We start from the raw sequence: 24,184 nt of genomic DNA, 5'->3' as shown, positions 1-24,184 counted from the left end.
TACGTTCAGACGGGGCCGAAGCCCCGTCGTTGTCATCAGTTACGGAAAGGGTTATGACCGTTACTGGTGGAAGTGCGTGCGGATACCTGCTGAACGGCTGGTGCCGGGCTATCAGGTGCATAACCATCAGCGATAGCATTTTGTTCCGGCGTTTGCGGCGCGACGTTTTCCGGGTTAGTGGAAACCGGTTTGCTCAGCGCATTGTTCAATGCCAGCAGATCCTGCTCGTTCAACGTACCCAGAGCTGATTTAATATTCAACTGGTTAATCAGGTAGTTATAACGTGCATTCGCCAGTTCTTGCTTGGCGTTGTACAGCGTCGTGGTGGCGTCCAATACATCAACAATGGTACGCGTACCGACCGAGTAACCAGCTTCCATCGCGTCTAATGAGCTTTGGGCGGAAATAACGGCTTGTTTGTAAGCGTTAATGCTACTGATAGATGCATTAATGTTGTTGAAGGAGGAACGCACGGTTTGCACGACGCTACGGTGTGCGCTTTCCAGTTGCTCGCTGGCACCCACGAAGTTGTACTGCGCCTGTTTCACCTGCGAGTTAACCATTCCGCCCTGATAAATCGGCAGCGAGAAGCTCAGGCCCACTTTGTTCTGGCCCATATTGCTGTCGTCATACTGGCCTGCGGTCGCACCACGGGTTTTCGAACCACTGTAGGAGGTGTCAGAAATTCCGGTAGAGGCCGTTAAATCCAGAGTCGGTAAGTGACCATCCTGCGCCTGGCGAATTTGCTCGCGTGCCAGGTCCTGGCTCAAACGTGCCTGTAACAGCGACAGGTTACGCTTTTCAGCTTCTTTCAGCAGAGTGTTCACCGGCTGTGGTTTGTCGGTTTTAAAGTTTTCAACATTCAGCGCCGCCAGTTCCGGGTAGTAATTACCAGTGATCTGACGCAGTTGCTCAACGGCATTGTCGAGATTGTTACGTGCGGTCACTTCGTTTGCCAGCACGGTATCGTACTGTGCGCGGGCGTTCTGCACGTCGGTGATCGCCACCAGACCCACGTTAAAACGTTGGGTGGTTTGATCTAACTGACGGTAGATCGCTTCTTTTTGCGCCTGGGTATAGGAAAGAACGTCAATCGCATTCAACACGTTGAAATAAGCGGTCGCGGTGTTGAGGATCAGAGTTTGTTGATCGGTCTGGTAAGTGACGTCCTGAATTCCGGCCGCTTTTTCCTGCAAGGTCAGCGCACGCCATTTCGACATATCGAAAATGGACTGGGTCAACTGCAGGGACGCACTGGTCGCGTTAGAGTTGATGCCGTTCGCGTCGCGATAGCCGTTGCTGTAGGTGTAATCTGCACCTAAACCCAACTGTGGCAGTAATGGACTGCGCGCTTCATTAATTTTTTCAAAGGCAGCATCACGATCGGCGGCAGACTTACGCAATTCCGGGTTACTAAGGCGTGCTTGCTGATAAACTTGCATCAGGTTCTCGGCCTGGCTCAACGTACTGAACCCAGAAAGGCTCAGGCCGATAAGAATGGGGAGCAATTTCTTCATTTGCATTCCTTGTGGTGAAGCAGTATTTAGCGCGATCAAACTGTAAAATTATTGCGGATTCTAGCAGAAGCCGCCACCGCAAAAGGTTGGCGTTACGTGCCATAGGGCATTAATGTGCCTCAATTTAACACATGACCGCTCAAACGGCAGTCAAACGTCGCTGAAATTCACATTTAATTCACTATTAGTGTCAGGACATTAACAATGCTTAAGCCAGACAACCTGCCCGTTACATTTGGCAAAAACGATGTAGAAATTATTGCACGAGAAACACTTTATCGCGGCTTTTTTTCATTAGATCTTTATAGATTTCGTCATCGTCTATTCAACGGGCAAATGAGTCATGAGGTCCGGCGGGAAATTTTTGAGCGCGGGCACGCCGCAGTCTTGCTACCCTTTGACCCAGTACGCGATGAAGTTGTGCTGATTGAGCAGATTCGGATTGCCGCCTATGACACCAGCGAAACGCCCTGGTTATTGGAAATGGTTGCCGGGATGATCGAAGAAGGTGAAAGCGTAGAAGATGTCGCCCGTCGCGAAGCGATTGAAGAGGCGGGACTGATAGTCAAACGGATCAAACCGGTGTTAAGTTTCCTGGCAAGCCCGGGCGGCACCAGTGAGCGTTCGTCAATTATGGTGGGCGAAGTGGACGCCACGACCGCAAGCGGTATTCACGGTCTGGCTGATGAAAACGAAGATATTCGCGTTCATGTGGTAAGCCGGGAACAGGCATACCGGTGGGTAGAAGAGGGGAAAATCGACAACGCAGCGTCGGTCATCGCTTTGCAATGGCTGCAACTGCATCATCAAGCGTTAAAAAATGAGTGGGCATAAATGAAGCGTTACACACCTGACTTTCCTGAAATGATGCGCCTGTGCGAGATGAACTTTTCACAATTGCGCCGTTTGTTGCCGCGCAATGACGCACCCGGCGAAACTGTAAGCTATCAGGTGGCAAACGCACAATATCGGTTAACGATTGTGGAATCGACCCGATACACTACCCTGGTGACAATTGAACAGATTGCACCTGCAATCAGTTACTGGAGCCTTCCGTCAATGACGGTGCGTCTGTATCATGACGCGATGGTGGCTGAAGTGTGTTCAAGTCAGCAGATTTTTCGCTTTAAAGCGCGGTATGATTATCCTAATAAAAAGTTGCATCAACGCGACGAAAAGCATCAAATTAATCAGTTTTTAGCGGACTGGTTGCGATACTGTTTAGCACATGGAGCGATGGCGATTCCGGTTTATTAGCGTCGTGAAACCTAAGGACACCATTTGGAAAGCCTGTTAACCCTTCCTCTGGCTGGTGAGGCCAGAGTCAGGATTTTACAAATTACCGACACTCACCTGTTTGCACAAAAGCACGAAGCCCTGCTGGGGGTAAACACCTGGGAGAGCTATCAGGCGGTGCTGGAGGCGATTCGCCCACACCAGCATGAATTCGACCTGATTGTCGCGACAGGTGATTTGGCACAGGATCAATCCTCTGCGGCCTATCAGCACTTTGCAGAAGGCATCGCAAGCTTTCGTGCGCCCTGCGTCTGGCTGCCGGGTAACCATGATTTCCAGCCTGCGATGTACAGCGCATTACAGGATGCGGGTATCTCCCCGGCGAAGCGTGTGTTTATTGGTGAGCAATGGCAAATCCTGATGCTGGATAGCCAGGTGTTTGGCGTACCGCACGGCGAGTTGAGCGAGTTTCAGCTTGATTGGCTGGAACGTAAACTGGCCGATGCGCCAGAACGTCATACTTTGCTGCTGCTGCACCATCATCCGTTGCCTGCGGGTTGTAGCTGGCTTGACCAGCACAGTCTGCGTAACGCGGGTGAACTGGATAACGTGCTGGTGAAGTTTCCGCACGTCAAATATCTGTTGTGCGGACATATCCATCAGGAACTCGATCTCGACTGGAATGGTCGCCGCCTGCTGGCAACGCCGTCAACCTGTGTGCAGTTTAAACCACACTGTTCCAACTTTACGCTGGACACTATTGCCCCTGGCTGGCGTACGCTGGAACTCCATGCCGATGGCACCCTGACTACCGAAGTGCACCGCCTGGCGGACACTCGTTTCCAACCAGATACCGCTTCAGAAGGCTACTGATGTCAACGCTTCTTTATTTGCATGGATTCAACAGTTCGCCGCGTTCAGCGAAAGCGAGCTTGTTGAAAAACTGGCTGGCGGAGCATCACCCTGACGTTGAGATGATTATTCCGCAGTTGCCGCCGTATCCTTCCGATGCGGCAGAACTGCTGGAATCCATTGTGCTGGAACATGGTGGTGATTCGCTGGGTATCGTTGGTTCGTCACTTGGGGGTTATTACGCTACCTGGTTGTCGCAATGTTTTATGCTGCCAGCGGTAGTGGTAAACCCGGCTGTGCGCCCGTTTGAACTGCTGACGGACTATCTCGGTCAGAACGAGAACCCCTACACCGGGCAGCAATATGTGCTAGAGTCACGCCATATTTACGATCTCAAAGTCATGCAGATTGACCCACTGGAAGCACCGGATCTTATCTGGCTGCTGCAACAGACGGGAGATGAAGTGCTGGATTACCGCCAGGCGGTGGCGTACTACGCCTCCTGCCGCCAGACTGTAATAGAAGGCGGCAACCACGCATTCACGGGCTTCGAAGATTATTTCAACCCGATCGTCGATTTTCTTGGTCTGCACCATCTCTGACGATCAACTCGAATTGCTAACTTAAACCATGACGCAAACTTATAACGCTGATGCCATTGAGGTACTCACCGGGCTTGAGCCGGTTCGCCGCCGCCCGGGGATGTATACCGATACCACTCGCCCAAACCATTTGGGGCAAGAAGTTATTGATAACAGTGTCGATGAAGCACTGGCCGGTCACGCAAAACGCGTGGACGTTATTTTACATGCTGACCAGTCGCTGGAGGTCATTGACGATGGCCGTGGAATGCCGGTGGATATTCACCCGGAAGAAGGTGTTCCGGCGGTCGAATTGATCCTCTGCCGTCTGCACGCGGGTGGTAAGTTCTCCAATAAAAACTATCAGTTCTCCGGCGGCCTGCACGGCGTGGGGATTTCGGTGGTTAACGCCCTGTCAAAGCGCGTAGAAGTCAACGTGCGCCGCGATGGCCAGATTTATAACATCGCGTTTGAAAATGGCGAAAAAGTACAGGATTTGCAGGTTGTCGGCACTTGCGGTAAACGCAATACCGGCACCAGCGTACATTTCTGGCCGGATGAAACCTTCTTTGACAGCCCGCGTTTTTCTGTTTCGCGCCTTACGCATGTGCTGAAAGCCAAAGCGGTACTGTGCCCCGGCGTTGAGATCACTTTTAAAGATGAGATCAACAATACCGAACAACGCTGGTGCTATCAGGACGGTCTGAATGATTACCTCGCGGAAGCGGTAAATGGCTTGCCGACGCTGCCGGAAAAACCGTTTATCGGTAATTTTTCTGGCGATACCGAAGCGGTGGACTGGGCGCTCTTGTGGCTGCCGGAAGGTGGCGAACTGCTGACCGAAAGCTACGTCAACCTGATCCCAACGATGCAGGGCGGGACGCACGTTAATGGTCTGCGTCAGGGCCTGCTGGACGCGATGCGCGAGTTCTGTGAATACCGCAACATTCTGCCGCGCGGCGTGAAACTGTCAGCGGAAGATATCTGGGATCGCTGCGCATATGTGCTGTCAGTAAAAATGCAGGATCCGCAGTTTGCCGGGCAGACCAAAGAACGTCTCTCTTCGCGTCAATGTGCGGCATTCGTTTCTGGCGTGGTGAAAGATGCGTTCACCCTGTGGTTGAACCAGAACGTCCAGGCTGCTGAATTGCTGGCGGAGATGGCGATTTCCAGCGCCCAGCGTCGTATGCGTGCGGCGAAGAAAGTGGTACGTAAAAAGCTGACCAGTGGCCCGGCGTTGCCTGGCAAACTGGCTGACTGTACCGCGCAGGATCTCAATCGTACCGAACTGTTCCTCGTGGAAGGTGACTCCGCAGGTGGATCTGCCAAGCAGGCGCGCGATCGTGAATATCAGGCGATCATGCCGTTGAAAGGTAAGATCCTTAACACCTGGGAGGTCTCTTCTGATGAAGTGTTGGCCTCGCAGGAAGTGCATGATATTTCAGTGGCGATCGGTATTGATCCTGACAGCGCCGACCTTAGCCAGTTGCGTTATGGCAAGATCTGTATCCTGGCGGATGCGGACTCCGATGGCCTGCACATTGCTACGTTGCTTTGCGCACTGTTTGTAAAGCACTTCCGCACGCTGGTGAAACACGGCCACGTTTACGTTGCTCTGCCACCGCTCTACCGCATTGACCTCGGGAAAGAGGTTTATTACGCGCTGACGGAAGAAGAAAAAGAGGGCGTGCTTGAGCAGTTAAAACGCAAAAAAGGCAAGCCTAACGTCCAGCGTTTTAAAGGTCTGGGCGAAATGAATCCGATGCAATTGCGCGAAACCACGCTTGATCCGAATACACGCCGTCTGGTGCAGTTAACCATCGATGATGAAGACGATCAGCGTACTGACGCGATGATGGACATGCTGCTGGCGAAGAAACGCTCGGAAGACCGCCGTAACTGGTTGCAAGAGAAAGGTGATATGGCGGAGATTGAGGTCTGATAATTCCCGCCAGGAGAATAAAATATAGCCCGGTAAACATACCGGGCTTTTTTTATCAAAATTCCATTTTCACCGTGAATTGCACTTCACGCGGATCGCCAATCTGATTACCCAGATTATTTGTGGCTATGGAAGAGGTGTAATACGTTTTATCAAACAGGTTTTTGACGTTTAATTGCAGAGTGACCGGATACTGCAATTTCATTTTATATGCGGCGAAGGCATCGGCAACGAAATAGCCCGGCAGATAGTAGTCAGCCCCATTGGTTGCTGAACGACGGCTTACGCCATGTCCGCCACCGCCAAACGTCAGCGTGTTATTGCCAGGCATATTATGAATGTCATAGGTCAGGAATAGCGAACCGGTATGACGAGGAACATTCGGCAATGGTTTTCCTGCATAATCAGGATCTTCCAGAACCTTAGCATCGGTATAGCCGTAGCTGGCAATAATATTAATATTTTCAGTTAATGCTCCCGCAAGGTCGACTTCTACCCCTCTTGAACGAACGCGGCCTGCCGTTTTGGCGATGGTTTCGTCACCAATACTTTCGGTATACAACACGTTGCGTTTATGGATATCAAACAGCGCAATATCTGCGGTTATACCATCGAACAGCTCGAATTTTGCCCCGACTTCGTAAGCATTAGATGATTCCGGGGGAAGATCGCCAATGTAGCTGGCAATTGACGATTGCGGCATAAATGTTTGCGAATAATTGGCAAATAAGGATACCGATGGCGTCAGTTTGTAGACCAACCCCAGTTTGGGAGTCCATTGCTCATCGCGGCTGTCAGTATTGACATTAAAAGGACGGCCTTTACCCGCATACTGCGTGTAATACTGATAGCGGATCCCGGCGACGGCAATCCAGTTATCGGTCAGATAGAGCGCGTCCTGAGCATAAGCTGAGTAGCTCTCCTGTTTGATCGTCTGATCACTGTCCGATGCCGAGACCGTTGTACATTTGCTGGTATTGCCATAAACAGGGTTGTAGATATTGAAATCTTTAGCGTTTTTACAGCGAATCATATCTGTGCGCAGAAGATCATAATATTCATATGACACCCCGCCCAGAATCTCATTATAGAATCCAGCGATATCGACATTCCCTTGCAGATCCGCACGAGTAGAATGCATGCGCTGAGTAGAGCCCTGAGTTGCATCAACACGCCGTGTCAGCGTTCCTGTTGTTGCATCATACGCGGTAACGCGAGCTTGATTATCGCTGTATTTATCCTGGCTGTAGCTGTAATCAAAGCGCGCAGTCCACTGGCTATTGAGATGATATTCTGCGTTGAGTTGCGCCAGATCGGACTGACCATCTGTAATATTAAACGGTTCGTCGAAACGTATTTTTCGATCAACGTTTACGGGCTGTTTCGTCGTAAGATCGAAAATTGTTCCGCGATCGAATGGCGTTTTATAGTCCCGATGTGAATAGAGCATGGTTACTGTTGCATTATCACCAAACCAGGTGAGTGATGGGGCAATAAATGTACTGCGCTCTTTACCGAAGTTCCGCCAGTAGTCTTCATCCTGCACTTCCCCCGTCAGGCGGTAGGCCAGTTGAGTGCCTTCAATGGGACCTGTGATATCAAGTTGCCCTGTACCACCACCAAAACTGGAGGACGTGGCTGAGACAGAACCATGGAACGTTTTTTCCGGGCGCTTTGTCACGACGTTAATCAGCCCACCAGGATCGAGAATGCCATACAGCGTGGAGGCCGGGCCTTTTAGCACTTCCACACGTTCTGTTGCGGCGTTGAAACTGCGAGGAAGTACGGTTCGCAGGCCGTTGGTCATGATGGAGCCATCCCGGTTTGCACCAAACCCACGACGTACAAAAGCGTCCTGAGTCCCGCCTAATGTATTGGTTTGCACCACGTTACTGACGTTATAAAGCGCCTCATCCAGCGTCGTCGCATGCTGATTTTCCAGAACTTGATCGCTAACCGTATTGACCACCTGCGGAATATCCAGCATCGGCATATCGGTTAATGTCGCCGTGGAGGTGCTCAGAGGCTGATAACCGTCGGTCGCCTCAGTTGCGGTATTCGCATCCGCGGTAACCGTGATGGTTTCGCCATCTTTGGTCGTTACAGTGTCTGTTGCATGAATCATCGGTGCCGCAAAGAGCAGTGAAAAGAGCGCCCGGCCTTTGACTCCTGAGAATGAAGGTGTGAACTTAGCCATTTAGTCTTTTATCCCAAAAACTCGCGGATTGTCGCGAGTGAAAATTGTTTCTTGTTGCTCACTAAGCACTATCCGTTTGTTATTTCGCCATCGGATATGTAATTGAGAATCATTCAATCATGCAATAATGTAGTAGTAAATGAGAAATAACGAAAAAATGCTACAGGTGTTTTCACGATGATTTAATGCAGGTTGATTGTTTTTAACTCATTGATATTTAATGTTTTAATTTTTATTTTCAAAAAGATTTTACCTGTTATTTACCTTGTTTTTGTGTGGCTTTTAACTTCTTGACTACTACATTTTGTGGCGTCAAACTCTCAAAGGAGAATGAGTTTTATTTTTGTTTGTCTTTGATTAAGTTGGCGTACACGTGGCACATAACGCAAAAGGGCAGGGGCTGATCCTCGACAATGTTTCTGCCGGGTATCACAAGAACATCATTGTTGATGGTGTTTCTTTCTCCGTTCCCACAGAGAAAATGACCGTTCTGGTTGGGGCAAACGGCTGTGGAAAGTCGACGTTGCTCAGTACCATTGCGCGTATATTGCAACCCATGGGCGGCTCGATATTGCTTGATGGCAAAGCGATTCACGAGCAACCAACGAAAGCGTTATCCCGCAGACTTGGGATCTTACCGCAGTCGCCATTATTGCCGGAGGACTTAACCGTTTACGAACTGGTGTCGCGCGGGCGCTTTCCCTGGCAGAATTTTATACGTCAATGGAGCGACGCTGACGAGCAGGCGGTAGAAGAGGCCCTGAAATTAACCGGTACGCAGGAGTTTGCGCATTTACCTGTTGAAAAACTCTCTGGTGGGCAGCGCCAGCGGTGCTGGATTGCGATGGTGTTGGCGCAAAAGACGCCTTATATCCTGCTGGATGAACCAACAACCTGGCTTGATTTACGTTATCAGGTTGAAATTCTTGAGTTATTACATGACTTAACGCGCCATCACGGGCGTACAGTCGTTGTGGTGTTGCATGATCTGAATTTTGCCGTCAATTATGGCGATACGCTGATATTTTTACGCCAGGGGAAAGTGGTGCGTGTGTTGAATGAGGGGGAGCATTGCACGCCTGAGCTGGTGAAAGCTGTCTTTGACGTTGATGTTCACGCATCAATAAATCCTCTGACGGGAAAACCGTTTTTCATGCCGTTTCGTGGTGTAGAAAAAGTATGATGCGCACGGGGCTGGTTACTGTTTTTTTCCTCACCTTACTGCTGGTGGGATGCGTTGTATATCCTGGGATTGGTGCCCGATTTATTGCACCACAAACGGTGTTGCAGGCATTTTTCCATTTTGAACCGCAAAACTTCGATCACAACGTGATTATAAGACTCCGTTTGCCGCGTTTGGCGGCAGCATTGCTTACTGGTGCTTCTCTTGGTGTTGCTGGTGCTTTGTTGCAGGCTGTCATTCGTAACCCATTGGGGGAGCCACATATTTTAGGCTTAAATGCCGGAGCCGCCCTGGCTGTCGTTGCTGCCAGTGCACTAGGACTGGCATTTCCTGTTGGGCGTCCATTGCTGGCATCAGCGGGAGGCGCGGTACTGTTCCTGCTGATATTGCTGCTCTCTTCCGCAGGACGTTCAGGGTTAACGCCAATGAAAGTTACCTTATGCGGCGTGGCGCTATCGGCGTTCGTTTCCTCAATAACGGCTGCAATCCTGATTCTTGACGAACAAACGTTGTTGGCGATGCGGACATGGTTAGCGGGTGATTTAGCGGGGTTGGATTGGGCGACGCTTGGTACGTCTGCCTGGTTTTCTCTGGGGGGATTTGTATTAGCTCTTTATCTTGCGCCCTCTCTTAACATGTTGGCACTGGGCGATCGCATGGCGCAGGGCTTGGGCGTCTCGGTACTACGCACGCGAACATTCACTCTGATTGCGATCGCGTTGCTCTGTGGCGCGGCCGTATCGATTGCTGGCCCGATTGGTTTTGTCGGCTTGCTCGTACCGCAGATTGTCCGGCGTCTGGTATCAACGGATCTGCGCGTTCTGCTACCTCTTTCAGCTTGTGTCGGTGCCTTACTGCTATTACTGGCAGATATTATTGCCAGGACGCTTTTCACGCCCCATGAGCTGGCGACAGGTGTCATGACGGCATTAGTTGGTGCACCTGTTTTTGTCATTATGGCGACGAGGATGTTCAAATGAGCCGGATAATGAACGTTGGGTTACGCCCGCTACGTGTTGGTGAGTTTTCGACACTGGTACGCCCTAAAAATCTGGTGTTGCTTGGTGGACTGTCTCTGTTTGCTGTTGGAATACTGATATTCGGTCTGATGCATGGTTCTTTTTCTGTCCCGGCATCGGAAGTCGGACGAGCGTTGTTCTCTCCAGAAAATGTGAACACAGACACACGTTATATTGTGCAGGATATTCGCTTGCCGAGAGTCATCATGGCGTTGCTATGCGGAGCCATGTTAGGTATGGCGGGAGCCGCAATGCAGTCTATTGCTCGTAACAGCCTTGCGGATCCCGGTCTTATCGGGGTCAAGGAAGGATGTAGCGTGGCAGTGCTGTGGCTGATTTTCCAGTTTCCAATGCTGGGGATGTTCTGGCGTCCAGTGGCTGGCCTCGCTGGCGGCTTATTCGTTGCGTTAGTGGTGATTTTCTGTGCACGCGATATTTCCCGCCCGCGATTTGTTTTGATCGGCATTGGCGTTTCCTGGTTTTTCGCCGCGGGGATCGGTGTATTTATGACCACAGCAGATGTTCGTGACGTACAAACTGCATTGATGTGGTTATCGGGAAGCCTACATGCAGCCAACTGGATGTTAGTCGGTATTTCAGCCTGTTGGATGTTGCCAGCCGCTCTTTTATTGCTGTTCACAGCCCGGACTGCGGATATCGCTCTGCTTGGTCATCAGGTTGCAACCGGATTAGGCGTGAATAGTTCTCGTCTGGCGTTGTTGCGTGTAGCCGCGCCAATAATCCTGACAGCCGTCTGCGTTTCTTGTGTTGGCAACATCGGCTTTGTCGGGCTGATAGCACCTCATATATCACGTTTTATTCTGCGTGGTGGACAGACGACATTACTGCTGGGGAGCGCCGTATCGGGGGCGTTGTTAGTCATTCTGGCGGATAGCATTGGTCGTTTGGCTTTTTTGCCTTTGCAACTCCCTGCAGGAATCGTTATCTCACTGATTGGTGGACCATTCTTTCTGCTACTTCTCTGGCAACGCAGGAACAGTTTTTAACGGGAGTTATATGCGTTTATTTTTTTCTCTGCTGATACTGTTGTCATTTTTTGCTCGTGCAACAGAGCCTGTTCAGGTGTTTACCGATGATTTAGGGCGCAAAGTCACAGTGCCTGCACATCCAAAGAGAATCGTTTCTTTACACGATCTTGATATCACCATTCCTCTGATTGAACTCGGTGTACCTCCTGTCGCCAGCCACGGGCGTACACGGCCTGACGGTAGCCATTTCATTCGATCAGGTGCGTTACTGACAGGTGTTGATTTCGATAATTCATCGATCGCCTTCATTGGAACAGCCGATATTGATATTGAAGCGATTGTGGCGGCAAAGCCGGACCTGATCATCACAGAACCGACCCGTAATACGCCAATTGAACAACTGGAGAAAATTGCGCCCACGGTGAGCATTGATCATCTCAAAGGGGGCGCGCCAGAAATCTACCGCAAGTTGGCCGAACTTACAGGAACACAGGCGCGGCTGGCGATACTTGAACGCCGCTATCAGGCGCAAATCAATGCGCTGAAGGCGACGCTGGACAGTCAAAAAATAACGGTATCGGTGATTCAGGCAAATCAGGGAAAAATTAATGTGATGCATAGCTATCATTCGCTGGGGCGGGTATTACGCGATGCTGGTTTTCGCTTTCCGCCGCTGATTGAGAGCATTCCTGAAGGTGGGCGAATGGATGTGAGCGCGGAGCGTTTGCCTGAACTGGATGCCGATTTTGTTTTTGCAACCTGGCGCGGTGATTCTGGTGGTAAACCTCAGGACGAGCTGGCAGCAATGGAAAAAGTCATGCCGGGATGGTGTCAGTTTCTGACAGCCTGTCGTTCCGGACGTTATGTGTTGATTTCGCGTGAAGAGGCGATTTCTAACTCCTTTGCATCTCTGGGATTGATGGCTGCGCAGATACAATCACAAATTGCGGGGCGACCTTTACCGGAGGCCAAATGATCCAGAAAGACAAAACGCGGGTTGATATTTTTGGGGAGCGTTTTCGTACTCGTGCGAGTCAGTTAACGCCAGGGTTAAGAACCGTCGCCAGCTACATTAATGAGCACCGTGAAGTGGTCCTCGAGCAAACGGCGATGGAAATTGCGGCCACGTTAAACACTTCCGATGCCACAGTAATTCGGGCTATACAGGCTCTGGGGTTTGCCGGGCTGCGCGATCTGAAACGTACTCTGGAACAGTGGCTTGGCCCAGCCCTTAGCTCCAGCGAAAAGATGTCTACGACGGTGAGTAACTTGACGAGCGATGTTAACACCGCAATCGACTTTGTTCTTGAAGGGCATCTGTATACCTGCAATGTCCTGTCAGAGCCTGAAAACCGCCACTCGCTTGCGCAAGCGGTAGCCTTGTTGGTGCAGGCGCGGCAAGTTGCTATTTTTGGCATTGGCGCTTCGGGTATTCTGGCGGATTATACCGCGCGGCTATTCAACCGCATTGGCTTGCCCGCCACGGCGCTAAACCGTACGGGTATTGGCCTTGCCGAGCAATTGATCGCGCTTCAGCGTGGCGATGTGCTGATCATGATGGCGCAAAAATCTGCACACCGGGAAGGGCTGACAACGCTGCGTGAAGCGAAACGGCTGGGGATCCCGGTTATTTTGCTGACAAACGCTCTGGATTCGCGTTTTAGTAAAGACGCCAGTATCGTCATCCACGTTCCGCGCGGGGATGAAAAGGGGAAAACGCCGCTACATGGTACGGTATTGTTGTGCCTGGAAATGATTGTCTGGTCGGTGGCCTCAGCGGTGCCGCAGCGTGCGGTTAAAACCATTAAGCGAATTAACGATTTCCATCGGGGTTTGAAAACGGGAAGAAAGAATGGCTAATCAGGCCTGAGACCGGTAGCAACACCGGCCTCTTTTCAGGAACATCAAAGTCCCGGTTGCAGGATACGAATATTCATCTCCAGCACATCGCCTTTTACGGCTTCGCTATATGCTTTCATGTGCGGGGTTTGCAGATGCGCTTCAAGGTGCGCGATGCTTTCCCACTGCTCAATCATCACAATAGAATCCGGCGCCATAGACTGGAAACTCACGCCAGCAGCGCAATCCACCATTGGCGCGTAGCCGTGGCAACCTTCTTCCTTCAGAACTGTTGGAACGATTTTAGCAAACTGATCCAATACCGCCTGACGGTGATGTTGGCCAGGGCGAGTACGGATTTCTGCGATTACTGTAATCATGGTTAACTCCTTCTAAAGCCAGAGCTCTAGTTAACCAAAAATTTCCACAAGATGCTTGCGATATTCTTCAGTATAGCGGGGAACATCAGGCATTTTTATCACGTCATTAGCGATAAATGTCGGCAGCGGTTCCATGCCGAGGAATTGGTTTGCTTTATGGAACGGTAGATACACACCGTCAACGCCAACGCCGTGGAAGAACTGATCTTTTTCGGTGAAGGCTTCCATTGGGGCGTTCCAGGTCAGCGAGAGCATATATTTTTTACCCTGTACCAGACCGCCAGAACCGTATTTTTTCGACGGATCTTTGCGGGTACGACCATCGCTGGCATACAGCGTGCCGTGACCTTCGGTGAACACATCATCAATGTATTTTTTCACCGTCCACGGCGCGCCCATCCACCAGCCAGGCATCTGCCAGATCACCACATCAGCCCAGAGAAAGTTTTGTACTTCGGCTTTGACATCGTAGTCGCTCTCAGCGCGAACGATGCGGACATCATGTCCGAGGTCGCGCAGCGTGCCATCCGCGACTTCGGTCAGGGTGTCGTTCAGTTGACCATTAGAGTGGGCGAATTTTTTCGCACCGTTGATAATCAGAATATTGCTCATTTTTTATCCTCAAGGAGAGACGTTTACCGACAATAGTACGTCACAGAGCGGTGCGGTGAAATTAGCAAAATGTGCAAAGTCTTTTGCGAATTTTGCAAAAGTCTCACCACTACCAGCTCACTTTCGCCTCAAATCCACCTTGTTTCGCATTCCCAAACACAACATTCATGCCATGCAATTTTGCGATTCGCTGGACAATCGATAGCCCAAGCCCGCTGCCGGTAGCGGTTTGTCCTGGTGGGCGGTAGAAACGTTCGCCAATTCGCGCCAGCGCCTCTGGCGTCACGCCGGGGCCGTTGTCTCTTACGGTGAAATTATCTGCATTCAGAGTGACATCCACTACGCTGCCCTGTGGACTGTAGCGTACTGCGTTATCCAGCAGATTTCGTACCAGTAGACTTAGCAATAGCGGTTGTCCGGTGCGTTTGATGCCGTGGGCATTGAGCGTCAGCCGTACGTCAATTTTTGCCTGCTGCGCCGTGTGGTAGATATCCATCACCGCCGATTGCAGGAGATCTTCAAGTGGGATCTCCGCGACGTCCTGAAGGTTATCCAGCGAGTCGAGCCGCGATAGTGTGAGCAGTTGATCAACCAGACGGGTGGCGCGATCGATCCCCGAATGTAATTGCGTCAGTGCTTTTTTCCGTGCCTGCGGATCATCGTCAGAGAGTTGCGCAACTTCGGTTTGAACTTTCAGCGCCGTTAATGGGCTACGCAGTTCGTGAGCGGCGTCAGAGGTAAAGCGCCGTTCACGCACCATCATCGCATGTGTACGGTCGAACAGTTGATTCAGCGACTCGACTAGCGGACGCACTTCGCTGGGTACGCCCGCGGCGTTGAGTGGTTTTTCCGAGTCGGGATCGCGCATACGTAGCGCCAGCGCTAGTTTGTTCAGTGGCGAGAGCTCACGACCCAGTAACACCATCATGAAGATTAACATGATGGGTAGCGCAACAAGCCAGGGGATGAGCTGGCCGGTGACGATTGCCAGCGCCATGTCTTCACGGTATTCCCATTCCTGGCCGACAACGATGCGATATTTACCATCAGGTGATGTCATCCAGATAAAGCGCCATTGATCTTTATCACCCACCAGTTGCCCGTCAGCAAAACCTTCACGCTGATAGCTATAGGGAATATCTTCTCCATTATCGCCATCGTTAAGAACCATTCTGCCGTCGCGGGTAAAAATGGCAAATGTCAGGGCATCGTCATCCACATGGCCGTGTTTGAATTTATCCGGCGTTCTTGCCATACGATCTGCCGCATTAATTTCGTTAAGATCGAGCGTACTTAATCGTTTGGCAAACAGCATTAACTGGGTATCGAACAACTCATCGACATTATCAATCGTTTGTTTCCAGGCTACAAAGCTGGAGACAACCCAGGTCAGCGAGGCCAGAATCAAAAAGATCAGCGTCAGCCTGACTCGCAGACTAAGGCGTTGGGTAAATTTCATTTCTCACCTAATGTGTAGCCAATACCGTGAACGGTGCGAATAAAGTCACTGCCGAGTTTGCGTCGCAGATGATGCACATGTACTTCGACGGCATTGCTGGTGACCTCTTCGTCCCAGGTATACAGTTTTTCTTCAATCAGTTTGCGTGGTAGAACACGACCAGCGTTACGCATCAGTAATTCCAGCAGGGCAAATTCTTTTGGCTTGAGTGTTAAGGATTCACCTGCCAGGGTGGCGATCCGTTTGCCCGGGTCGAGCATGACGTTGCCGTGATGTAGCTCGTTGCTGGCCTGGCCGTTGGTTCGGCGCATCAGCGCTTCCAGCCTGGCGGCGACTTCTATCAATGCAAAAGGTTTACACAGATAATCGTCGGCCCCCAGACGCAAACCTTCCACGCGTTCGGCCAGTGCGTCGCGCGCGGTCAGGATCAGTACCGGCTCACGCTGACCTTTATCCCGCCACTCGCGCAAAATATCGCGGCCATCCATTCCCGGTAAGGTGAGATCAAGGATCACCGCGTCATAAGGTGCGCTATAAAGCGCCTCTTTTCCCTGACGACCTTCCGTAAACCAGTCAACACTAAAGCCCATCTTACTAAGACCTGTTTTGATGCCGTCACCAATCAGCATGTCATCTTCTATCAGTAAAATTCGCATCTTTTCATCCCTGCGATAGCTGTATTCGTTGTCAGTAAACCGTGTTGTAACGCGCTCTGTACAGTACTAAATTTTCTTTTTTTTCCTTAAGAAGTTGTTAAGGACTATCTTGTTTAATGTCTGGAAACAGACATCAAAGGGAGTAACAAACATGAAAAAATTCGCAGCAGTAATTGCAGTAATGGCCCTGTGTAGCGCACCGGTTATGGCAGCAGAGCAGGGGGGCTTTTCTGGCCCATCGGCAACACAAAGTCAAACCGGAGGATTCCAGGGGCCGAACGGCAGCGTAACTAACGTAGAAAACGCGAAATCTTTGCGTGACGACACCTGGGTAACTCTGCGTGGCAATATCGTTGAGCGCATCTCTGACGATCTGTATGTGTTCAAAGATGCCAGCGGCACCATCAATGTCGATATCGACCACAAACGCTGGAACGGCGTGACAGTTACGCCGAAAGATACTGTTGAGATTCAGGGGGAAGTGGATAAAGACTGGAACTCTGTTGAGATTGACGTGAAACAGATCAGTAAAGTCAATCCGTAATTGTTACTGCTCCCGGGACGCGTTCCCGGGAATAATTTCGCAGGGAGCAACATGAAAAACCGTGCACTGGACGTAAATATTATCGATTTCCCATCAACCCGCGTGGCGATGTTGCCGCATCGCTGTAGCCCTGAGTTGCTCAACTACAGCGTGGCGAAATTTATCATGTGGCGCAAAGACACGGGGTTATCTCCCGTTAACCAAAGCCAGACTTTTGGCGTCGCCTGGGACGATCCTGCCACCACTGCGCCAGACGCGTTTCGCTTTGATATTTGCGGCAGCGTTAACGAGCCTGTTCCGGAGAATCGTTATGGTGTGAGTAATGGCGAACTCACCGCAGGGCGTTATGCGGTTGCCCGTCATTCTGGCGACCTGGATAACATATCTCACACTATCCGGGCCATCATTCGCCGTTGGCTTCCTGATAGCGGCGAGAAAATGCGTAACGCACCGATATTGTTTCACTACACCAACCTGGCCGAAGGGATGTCAGAGAAGCGGCTGGAAACGGATATTTATGTGCCGTTAATGTGAAGGGGGATCTTTTCCGGAGTGTGAGCCAAATCACTCGCGATAAGTTTGAGCTAACAATGCCACTGGCGTATTGTTGTCAGGCTTATAATTTCTCCGGTAAGGAATACCATGTATACGCGAAATTTATTATGGCTGGTCAGCCTGGTAAGTGCGGCTCCTCTCTATGCTGCTGACGTTCCCGCCAACACACCGCTCGCCCCGCAACAGCTCTTTCGTTACAACAATCATAGCGACCCCGGCACGCTTGACCCGCAAAAGGTTGAGGAGAATACCGCCGCGCAGATTGTGCTGGATCTGTTTGAAGGTCTGGTATGGATGGACGGCGAAGGTAAAGTGCAACCTGCCCAGGCTGAATCCTGGGAAGTGTCAGATGGCGGCAAACGCTATATTTTCCATTTACGCAACGGCTTACAGTGGTCTGATGGTCAGCCTCTGACAGCGCAGGATTTTGTCCTCGGCTGGCAGCGCGCGGTTGACCCCAAAACGGCAAGCCCTTTTGCTGGCTATCTGGCGCAGGCGCATATTAAAAATGCAGCGGCTATCGCGGCGGGAAAATCGGATGTCTCATCGTTAGGCGTGAAAGCGACGGATGACCGCACTTTTGAAGTCACGCTTGAGCAGCCCGTACCGTGGTTTACGACAATGCTAGCCTGGCCGACGCTGTTTCCGGTTCCGCATCATATGATTGCGAAGTATGGCGATAGCTGGAGTAAGCCAGAGCATATGGTTTACAACGGTGCTTTTGTGCTTGATAAATGGGTGGTTAACGAAAAGATTACCGCACGCAAAAATCCAAAGTACCGCGATGCACAACATACGGTATTGCAGCAGGTTGAGTATCTGGCACTGGATAATTCAGTCACCGGCTATAACCGCTATCGTGCGGGTGAAGTCGATCTCACCTGGGTTCCGGCACAACAAATTCCTGCTATTGAAAAATCACTGCCTGGTGAGTTGCAAATTATCCCGCGTCTGAACAGTGAATATTACAATTTCAATATCCAGAAACCACCGTTTGACGATGTTCGTGTCCGGCGGGCGCTATATCTGACGGTCGACAGGCCGTTGATTGCGCAAAAGATACTCGGGTTGCGAACGCCTGCAACCACGTTGACGCCGCCAGAGGTAGAAGGCTTTAACGCGACGACGTTTGATGAACTGCAAAAGCCGATGAGTGAGCGCGTGGCGACGGCAAAAGCCTTGCTCAAACAAGCGGGGTACGATGCTTCTCATCCGCTACGCTTTGAACTGTTCTACAACAAGTATGATTTGCATGAAAAAACGGCAATTGCGTTGTCTTCCGAATGGAAAAAATGGCTTGGTGCACAGGTGACGCTGCGCACGATGGAGTGGAAAACCTATCTTGATACCCGGCGAGCCGGTGATTTCATGCTATCGCGGCAGTCGTGGGATGCGACGTACAATGATGCTTCCACTTTCCTGAACACGCTCAAAAGCGATAGTGAAGAGAATGTCGGTCACTGGAAAAATGCGCAGTATGACGCGTTGCTAAATCAGGCGGCGCAGACCACTGACGCGACAAAGCGTAATGCGTTGTATCAGCAGGCAGAGATGATCATTAATCAGCAGGTACCGCTCATTCCCATCTACTATCAGCCGCTGATCAAATTGCTTAAACCTTACGTTGGCGGTTTCCCGCTGCATAATCCCCAGGATTATGTCTACAGCAAAGAGTTGTATATCAAGGCACATTGATGCCTTTATCGCCGTCGGAGCACGTCCGGCGGCGCTATTCACGCTGATCTCCTGTGACTCGACGCGACAGATAATGTAGTATCTCCGGCAATATTGCCCCTTTGAAGGCTGGCGAATAAGTTGAGGAATCAGAATTAATGAGCGATATGGCAGAGCGCCTTGCGCTACATGAATTTACGGAAAACGCCTACTTAAACTACTCCATGTACGTCATCATGGATCGTGCGTTGCCGTTTATTGGTGATGGTCTGAAACCCGTTCAGCGCCGCATTGTGTATGCGATGTCTGAGCTGGGTCTGAATGCTACCGCCAAATTTAAAAAGTCGGCCCGTACCGTCGGTGACGTACTGGGTAAGTACCATCCGCACGGCGACAGCGCCTGCTATGAAGCGATGGTTCTGATGGCGCAGCCGTTTTCTTACCGTTATCCGCTGGTTGATGGTCAGGGGAACTGGGGCGCGCCGGACGATCCGAAATCGTTCGCGGCAATGCGTTACACCGAATCCCGTCTGTCGAAATATTCCGAGCTGTTATTGAGCGAGCTGGGGCAAGGGACGGCGGATTGGGTGCCAAATTTCGACGGCACCTTGCAGGAGCCGAAAATGCTGCCTGCCCGCCTGCCGAATATTTTGCTTAACGGCACCACCGGTATTGCTGTCGGGATGGCAACGGACATTCCGCCACATAACCTGCGCGAAGTCGCACAGGCAGCAATCGCCTTAATCGACCAGCCGAAAACCACGCTCGATCAGTTACTGGATATTGTGCAGGGGCCGGATTACCCGACCGAAGCGGAAATCATCACCTCCCGGGCGGAGATCCGCAAAATCTACGAAAATGGTCGTGGTTCTGTGCGTATGCGCGCAGTGTGGAAGAAAGAAGATGGCGCGGTGGTCATCAGTGCCTTACCGCATCAGGTTTCTGGTGCGCGCGTACTGGAGCAAATTGCTGCGCAAATGCGTAACAAAAAGCTGCCAATGGTTGACGATCTACGCGATGAATCCGACCACGAGAACCCGACCCGTCTGGTGATTGTGCCTCGCTCTAATCGCGTGGATATGGATCAGGTGATGAATCACCTCTTCGCCACCACCGATCTGGAAAAGAGCTATCGCATTAACCTTAATATGATTGGTCTGGATGGGCGTCCGGCGGTGAAAAACCTGCTGGAAATCCTCTCCGAATGGCTGGTATTCCGTCGCGATACCGTGCGCCGCCGTTTGAACTATCGTCTGGAGAAAGTCCTCAAGCGCCTGCATATCCTGGAAGGTTTGCTGGTGGCGTTTCTCAATATCGACGAAGTGATTGAGATCATTCGTAATGAAGATGAACCGAAACCGGCGCTGATGTCGCGTTTTGGCCTCACGGAAACCCAGGCGGAAGCGATCCTCGAATTGAAACTGCGTCATCTCGCCAAACTGGAAGAGATGAAGATTCGCGGTGAGCAGAACGAGCTGGAAAAAGAGCGTGACCAGTTGCAGAGCATTCTGGCTTCCGAGCGCAAGATGAATAATCTGCTGAAGAAAGAGTTGCAGGCCGATGCGCAAGCATATGGTGACGATCGCCGTTCACCGTTGCAGGAACGCGAAGAAGCGAAAGCAATGAGTGAGCACGACATGCTGCCGTCTGAACCCGTTACCATCGTGCTGTCGCAGATGGGCTGGGTGCGTAGCGCTAAAGGCCACGACATTGACGCCCCAGGTTTGAACTACAAAGCGGGTGACAGCTTTAAAGCTGCGGTGAAAGGCAAGAGCAACCAGCCAGTGGTGTTTGTTGATTCTACCGGACGCAGCTATGCCATCGACCCAATTACGCTGCCGTCGGCGCGTGGTCAGGGCGAACCGCTTACTGGCAAACTGACGTTGCCGCCAGGTGCTACCGTTGACCATATGCTGATGGAAAGCGACGATCAGAAACTGTTGATGGCTTCCGATGCGGGTTACGGTTTTGTCTGCACCTTTAACGATCTGGTGGCGCGTAATCGTGCGGGTAAAGCATTGATCACCTTACCGGAAAATGCGCATGTCATGCCGCCGGTAGTCATTGAAGATGCTTCTGATATGTTGCTGGCAATCACTCAGGCAGGCCGCATGTTGATGTTCCCGGTAAGCGAGCTTCCGCAACTGTCGAAGGGTAAAGGCAACAAGATCATCAACATTCCGTCGGCAGAAGCCGCGCGGGGCGAGGATGGTTTGGCACACCTGTATGTACTGCCGCCGCAAAGTACCCTGACCATTCATGTCGGGAAACGCAAAATCAAACTGCGCCCGGAAGAATTGCTGAAAGTTACCGGTGAGCGTGGCCGTCGCGGCACCTTGATGCGTGGTTTGCAGCGTATCGACCGTGTCGAGATTGATTCGCCTCTCCGCGCCAGCAGCAGCGATAGCGAAGAGTAATATGCCGGAGGGGGCTTTCTCCCGTTTGCAAGGACTGCCGGATGGAACGTTAAGTCGTCATCCGGCAGCGTAATCAGCCCCAGGAAACGATAAAAATTCCCTTGAAACCGTTGTTTATTCATGCGTTGCGATTAACAATACGCTTTTCCAGAGAGCGGCTTTTAACAATGCCCTAACCTGATTTCAGGTGACGTACAATGCCAGTCTCTCAGATCTTCAGAGGGTGTTATGCTATATATCTTTCGTCTTATTATTACCGTGATTTACAGCTTGTTAGTCTGTGTTTTCGGCTCCATTTACTGTCTGTTCAGCCCGAGAAATCCGAAGCATGTGGCCACCTTTGGGCATATGTTTGGTCGTCTTGCGCCGCTGTTCGGCCTTAAAGTTGAGTGTCGCAAACCCGCTGATGCTGAAAGTTATGGTAATGCTATCTATATCGCTAACCACCAGAACAACTATGACATGGTGACGGCATCGAATATCGTGCAGCCACCGACAGTCACTGTGGGTAAAAAGAGTTTGCTGTGGATCCCCTTTTTTGGTCAGTTGTACTGGTTAACTGGCAACTTATTGATCGACAGAAACAATCGTACTAAAGCGCACGGCACTATCGCGGAAGTGGTGAATCACTTCAAAAAACGCCGTATTTCCATCTGGATGTTCCCGGAAGGAACGCGCAGCCGTGGTCGTGGCCTGCTGCCGTTTAAAACAGGGGCATTTCATGCGGCGATTGCGGCAGGCGTCCCCATTATTCCCGTGTGTGTTTCCACAACTTCGAATAAGATTAATCTTAACCGACTGAATAATGGTTTAGTGATCGTAGAAATGCTGCCGCCAATTGACGTCAGTCAATATGGTAAAGATCAGGTTCGCGAGCTGGCTGCCCATTGTCGTTCGATAATGGAACAAAAAATAGCCGAGCTCGATAAAGAAGTCGCAGAGCGCGAAGCCGCCGGAAAAGTTTAAGTCGGCAGTCTGTTTTTGCGGGAATGTTTTCCTGCACGGTATTACTTTAGCCAGTTTTACATGGAGCAAATATGTCACTCAGTCGGCGTCAGTTCATTCAGGCATCGGGGATTGCACTGTGTGCAGGAGCAGTCCCCCTGAAGGCAAGCGCAGCCGGGCAACAGCAACCGCTGCCCGTTCCGCCGCTGCTTGAATCTCGCCGTGGGCAACCGCTGTTTATGACAGTACAACGTGCGCACTGGTCATTTACGCCAGGAACGCGCGCGTCGGTTTGGGGTATCAATGGTCGCTACCTTGGGCCGACTATCCGCGTCTGGAAGGGCGATGATGTTAAGCTGATTTACAGCAACCGACTGACAGAAAATGTCTCAATGACAGTCGCCGGGCTACAGGTGCCAGGCCCGCTGATGGGGGGGCCTGCACGCATGATGTCGCCAAATGCTGACTGGGCACCTGTGCTGCCAATTCGTCAGAGCGCCGCGACCCTGTGGTATCACGCCAACACACCGAACCGCACGGCACAGCAGGTTTATAACGGCCTTGCCGGGATGTGGCTGGTGGAAGATGAAGTCAGCAAGTCGCTGCCAATCCCTAATCATTATGGAGTGGATGATTTTCCGGTCATTATCCAGGATAAACGGCTGGATAACTTTGGCACGCCGGAATACAACGAGCCGGGAAGCGGCGGTTTTGTTGGCGATACGCTACTGGTCAATGGCGTACAAAGCCCGTATGTTGAAGTTTCGCGCGGTTGGGTGCGCCTGCGTTTATTGAACGCGTCGAACTCCCGTCGTTATCAATTACAGATGAGTGACGGACGTCCGTTGCACGTGATTTCTGGCGACCAGGGGTTCCTGCCTGCACCCGTGTCGGTGAAACAGCTTTCGCTGGCACCGGGCGAGCGTCGTGAGATTCTGGTGGATATGAGCAACGGTGATGAAGTGTCGATCACCTGTGGTGAAGCGGCGAGCATTGTTGATCGTATTCGTGGCTTCTTTGAGCCATCCAGCATTCTGGTTTCCACGCTGGTGCTGACGCTGCGCCCGACCGGTCTTCTGCCGCTGGTGACAGACAGCCTGCCGATGCGTTTGTTACCGACCGAAATAATGGCCGGCTCTCCGATTCGCAGCCGTGATATTAGCCTGGGTGACGATCCTGGCATCAACGGGCAGTTGTGGGACGTCAATCGTATTGATGTCACCGCGCAGCAAGGTTCGTGGGAACGCTGGACGGTGCGGGCAGATGAGCCGCAATCATTCCATATTGAAGGCGTGATGTTCCAGATCCGTAACGTGAACGGTGCGATGCCATTCCCGGAAGACAGAGGCTGGAAAGACACCGTATGGGTTGATGGGCAAGTGGAACTGCTTGTCTATTTCGGTCAGCCTTCCTGGGCGCACTTCCCGTTCTACTTTAATAGCCAGACGCTGGAAATGGCGGATCGCGGTTCCATCGGGCAACTGTTGGTTAATCCGGTGCCTTAATCTCCATACTCGCCCGAGGAGGGCGAGTATGGAATACCTTTCGATTTCTCTTTCGTTCCGGCTTATAATCCCCGGCCTTTGA

22 protein-coding genes are annotated in these 24,184 nt (G+C 51.3%); 16 read left to right on the top strand and 6 right to left on the bottom strand.

Annotated elements, in window-relative coordinates; genetic code table 11:
• Positions 1-35 precede the first annotated feature (35 nt).
• Complete coding sequence (tolC, locus tag A31E_RS07810) at positions 36-1,517, bottom strand: outer membrane channel protein TolC (protein WP_000735302.1); 1,482 nt, start codon at positions 1,515-1,517, stop codon at positions 36-38.
• Positions 1,518-1,721: 204 nt separating this feature from the next.
• Here tolC and nudF point away from each other — a divergent pair, with 204 nt between their 5' ends.
• Genes nudF through parE form a run of 5 tightly spaced genes read left to right on the top strand, consistent with a single transcriptional unit; the run spans position 1,722 to position 6,128 of the window.
• Positions 1,722-2,351: an ADP-ribose diphosphatase gene (gene nudF, locus A31E_RS07815; protein WP_000917113.1), complete on the top strand. Its 630-nt coding sequence runs from the start codon at positions 1,722-1,724 to the stop codon at positions 2,349-2,351.
• A complete protein-coding gene (locus A31E_RS07820; protein WP_000833390.1) occupies positions 2,352-2,774 on the top strand; it encodes a DUF1249 family protein in 423 nt (140 codons plus the stop codon).
• 24 nt (positions 2,775-2,798) lie between these two features.
• A complete protein-coding gene (gene cpdA, locus A31E_RS07825) occupies positions 2,799-3,626 on the top strand; it encodes a 3',5'-cyclic-AMP phosphodiesterase (RefSeq protein WP_000444754.1) in 828 nt (275 codons plus the stop codon).
• Positions 3,626-4,207 (top strand): esterase YqiA, encoded by a 582-nt coding sequence (gene yqiA, locus A31E_RS07830; RefSeq protein WP_000105733.1) that lies wholly within the window; start codon positions 3,626-3,628, stop codon positions 4,205-4,207. The genes cpdA and yqiA overlap by 1 nt, the downstream gene beginning before the upstream one ends.
• A gap of 28 nt (positions 4,208-4,235) precedes the next feature.
• Entirely contained in the window at positions 4,236-6,128 is a 1,893-nt protein-coding gene (gene parE, locus A31E_RS07835) for a DNA topoisomerase IV subunit B (protein ID WP_000195279.1), read from the top strand.
• A 55-nt stretch (positions 6,129-6,183) separates the two neighbouring features.
• Here parE and A31E_RS07840 read toward each other — a convergent pair whose 3' ends face one another.
• Positions 6,184-8,325 (bottom strand): TonB-dependent siderophore receptor, encoded by a 2,142-nt coding sequence (locus A31E_RS07840; protein ID WP_001051713.1) that lies wholly within the window; start codon positions 8,323-8,325, stop codon positions 6,184-6,186.
• Between the two features lie 373 nt (positions 8,326-8,698).
• On the opposite strand from A31E_RS07840, the gene A31E_RS07845 reads away from it, so the two are divergent.
• From A31E_RS07845 to A31E_RS07865, 5 genes are read left to right on the top strand one after another with little or no spacing between them, the layout of a single operon-like run.
• Entirely contained in the window at positions 8,699-9,508 is an 810-nt protein-coding gene (locus tag A31E_RS07845; protein WP_016249221.1) for an ABC transporter ATP-binding protein, read from the top strand.
• Positions 9,505-10,488: a FecCD family ABC transporter permease gene (locus tag A31E_RS07850; RefSeq protein ID WP_001517111.1), complete on the top strand. Its 984-nt coding sequence runs from the start codon at positions 9,505-9,507 to the stop codon at positions 10,486-10,488. Before A31E_RS07845 ends, A31E_RS07850 begins: the two co-directional genes overlap by 4 nt.
• An 8-nt stretch (positions 10,489-10,496) precedes the next feature.
• A complete protein-coding gene (locus A31E_RS07855; protein WP_032141510.1) occupies positions 10,497-11,534 on the top strand; it encodes a FecCD family ABC transporter permease in 1,038 nt (345 codons plus the stop codon).
• A 10-nt stretch (positions 11,535-11,544) separates the two neighbouring features.
• Entirely contained in the window at positions 11,545-12,492 is a 948-nt protein-coding gene (locus A31E_RS07860; RefSeq protein ID WP_001517110.1) for an iron-siderophore ABC transporter substrate-binding protein, read from the top strand.
• Positions 12,489-13,376, top strand: coding sequence for a MurR/RpiR family transcriptional regulator (locus tag A31E_RS07865; RefSeq protein ID WP_001517109.1), 888 nt, complete (start codon positions 12,489-12,491; stop codon positions 13,374-13,376). The genes A31E_RS07860 and A31E_RS07865 overlap by 4 nt, the downstream gene beginning before the upstream one ends.
• A gap of 44 nt (positions 13,377-13,420) precedes the next feature.
• Here the strand turns inward: A31E_RS07865 and A31E_RS07870 are convergent, their stop codons facing one another.
• The 4 genes from A31E_RS07870 to qseB form a co-directional block, all read right to left on the bottom strand.
• On the bottom strand, positions 13,421-13,735 hold the full coding sequence (locus A31E_RS07870) for a putative quinol monooxygenase (protein WP_000633738.1): 315 nt from the start codon (positions 13,733-13,735) through the stop codon (positions 13,421-13,423).
• Positions 13,736-13,765: 30 nt separating this feature from the next.
• A complete protein-coding gene (gene mdaB / locus A31E_RS07875) occupies positions 13,766-14,347 on the bottom strand; it encodes an NADPH:quinone oxidoreductase MdaB (protein WP_000065441.1) in 582 nt (193 codons plus the stop codon).
• 109 nt (positions 14,348-14,456) lie between these two features.
• The gene (qseC, locus tag A31E_RS07880) at positions 14,457-15,806 is read right to left on the bottom strand and encodes a quorum sensing histidine kinase QseC (protein ID WP_000673336.1); all 1,350 of its coding nucleotides are present in this window, start codon (positions 15,804-15,806) and stop codon (positions 14,457-14,459) included.
• Complete coding sequence (qseB, locus tag A31E_RS07885; protein WP_001517108.1) at positions 15,803-16,462, bottom strand: quorum sensing response regulator transcription factor QseB; 660 nt, start codon at positions 16,460-16,462, stop codon at positions 15,803-15,805. Before qseB ends, qseC begins: the two co-directional genes overlap by 4 nt.
• Positions 16,463-16,613: 151 nt before the next feature.
• On the opposite strand from qseB, the gene ygiW reads away from it, so the two are divergent.
• The 6 genes from ygiW to ftsP all read left to right on the top strand — a co-directional run bounded on the left by ygiW (position 16,614) and on the right by ftsP (position 24,102).
• Positions 16,614-17,006, top strand: a complete 393-nt coding sequence (gene ygiW, locus A31E_RS07890) for an OB fold stress tolerance protein YgiW (protein ID WP_000712662.1) — start codon at positions 16,614-16,616, stop codon at positions 17,004-17,006.
• A 51-nt stretch (positions 17,007-17,057) separates the two neighbouring features.
• Complete coding sequence (locus A31E_RS07895; RefSeq protein WP_000796007.1) at positions 17,058-17,540, top strand: AraC family transcriptional regulator; 483 nt, start codon at positions 17,058-17,060, stop codon at positions 17,538-17,540.
• A 108-nt stretch (positions 17,541-17,648) separates the two neighbouring features.
• Positions 17,649-19,256 (top strand): ABC transporter substrate-binding protein, encoded by a 1,608-nt coding sequence (locus A31E_RS07900; RefSeq protein ID WP_016249220.1) that lies wholly within the window; start codon positions 17,649-17,651, stop codon positions 19,254-19,256.
• Between the two features lie 137 nt (positions 19,257-19,393).
• Positions 19,394-21,652: a DNA topoisomerase IV subunit A gene (parC, locus tag A31E_RS07905; RefSeq protein ID WP_001281917.1), complete on the top strand. Its 2,259-nt coding sequence runs from the start codon at positions 19,394-19,396 to the stop codon at positions 21,650-21,652.
• 228 nt (positions 21,653-21,880) lie between these two features.
• Complete coding sequence (gene plsC / locus A31E_RS07910; RefSeq protein WP_000965727.1) at positions 21,881-22,618, top strand: 1-acylglycerol-3-phosphate O-acyltransferase; 738 nt, start codon at positions 21,881-21,883, stop codon at positions 22,616-22,618.
• Between the two features lie 71 nt (positions 22,619-22,689).
• Positions 22,690-24,102 carry a cell division protein FtsP gene (ftsP, locus tag A31E_RS07915; protein ID WP_016249219.1) on the top strand — a complete coding sequence of 471 codons (1,413 nt, stop codon included), beginning with the start codon at positions 22,690-22,692 and terminating at the stop codon, positions 24,100-24,102.
• The last annotated feature ends 82 nt before the right edge of the window (positions 24,103-24,184 follow it).

It is taken from the genome of Escherichia sp. KTE159, from assembly GCF_000408805.1.
Lineage (GTDB): Bacteria > Pseudomonadota > Gammaproteobacteria > Enterobacterales > Enterobacteriaceae > Escherichia > Escherichia marmotae.
This window is presented reverse-complemented; position numbering and strand designations above follow the sequence as displayed.

Coding starts and splice junctions, on each gene's coding strand:
- tolC (WP_000735302.1), bottom strand. CDS start 1,517: ATGAAGAAATTGCTCCCCATTCTTATCGGCCTGAGCCTTTCTGGGTTC.
- mdaB (WP_000065441.1), bottom strand. CDS start 14,347: ATGAGCAATATTCTGATTATCAACGGTGCGAAAAAATTCGCCCACTCT.
- A31E_RS07865 (WP_001517109.1), top strand. CDS start 12,489: ATGATCCAGAAAGACAAAACGCGGGTTGATATTTTTGGGGAGCGTTTT.
- qseB (WP_001517108.1), bottom strand. CDS start 16,462: ATGCGAATTTTACTGATAGAAGATGACATGCTGATTGGTGACGGCATC.
- A31E_RS07850 (WP_001517111.1), top strand. CDS start 9,505: ATGATGCGCACGGGGCTGGTTACTGTTTTTTTCCTCACCTTACTGCTG.
- A31E_RS07895 (WP_000796007.1), top strand. CDS start 17,058: ATGAAAAACCGTGCACTGGACGTAAATATTATCGATTTCCCATCAACC.
- ftsP (WP_016249219.1), top strand. CDS start 22,690: ATGTCACTCAGTCGGCGTCAGTTCATTCAGGCATCGGGGATTGCACTG.
- ygiW (WP_000712662.1), top strand. CDS start 16,614: ATGAAAAAATTCGCAGCAGTAATTGCAGTAATGGCCCTGTGTAGCGCA.
- parE (WP_000195279.1), top strand. CDS start 4,236: ATGACGCAAACTTATAACGCTGATGCCATTGAGGTACTCACCGGGCTT.
- A31E_RS07900 (WP_016249220.1), top strand. CDS start 17,649: ATGTATACGCGAAATTTATTATGGCTGGTCAGCCTGGTAAGTGCGGCT.
- A31E_RS07855 (WP_032141510.1), top strand. CDS start 10,497: ATGAACGTTGGGTTACGCCCGCTACGTGTTGGTGAGTTTTCGACACTG.
- A31E_RS07860 (WP_001517110.1), top strand. CDS start 11,545: ATGCGTTTATTTTTTTCTCTGCTGATACTGTTGTCATTTTTTGCTCGT.
- qseC (WP_000673336.1), bottom strand. CDS start 15,806: ATGAAATTTACCCAACGCCTTAGTCTGCGAGTCAGGCTGACGCTGATC.
- yqiA (WP_000105733.1), top strand. CDS start 3,626: ATGTCAACGCTTCTTTATTTGCATGGATTCAACAGTTCGCCGCGTTCA.
- A31E_RS07870 (WP_000633738.1), bottom strand. CDS start 13,735: ATGATTACAGTAATCGCAGAAATCCGTACTCGCCCTGGCCAACATCAC.
- A31E_RS07820 (WP_000833390.1), top strand. CDS start 2,352: ATGAAGCGTTACACACCTGACTTTCCTGAAATGATGCGCCTGTGCGAG.
- plsC (WP_000965727.1), top strand. CDS start 21,881: ATGCTATATATCTTTCGTCTTATTATTACCGTGATTTACAGCTTGTTA.
- A31E_RS07840 (WP_001051713.1), bottom strand. CDS start 8,325: ATGGCTAAGTTCACACCTTCATTCTCAGGAGTCAAAGGCCGGGCGCTC.
- parC (WP_001281917.1), top strand. CDS start 19,394: ATGAGCGATATGGCAGAGCGCCTTGCGCTACATGAATTTACGGAAAAC.
- nudF (WP_000917113.1), top strand. CDS start 1,722: ATGCTTAAGCCAGACAACCTGCCCGTTACATTTGGCAAAAACGATGTA.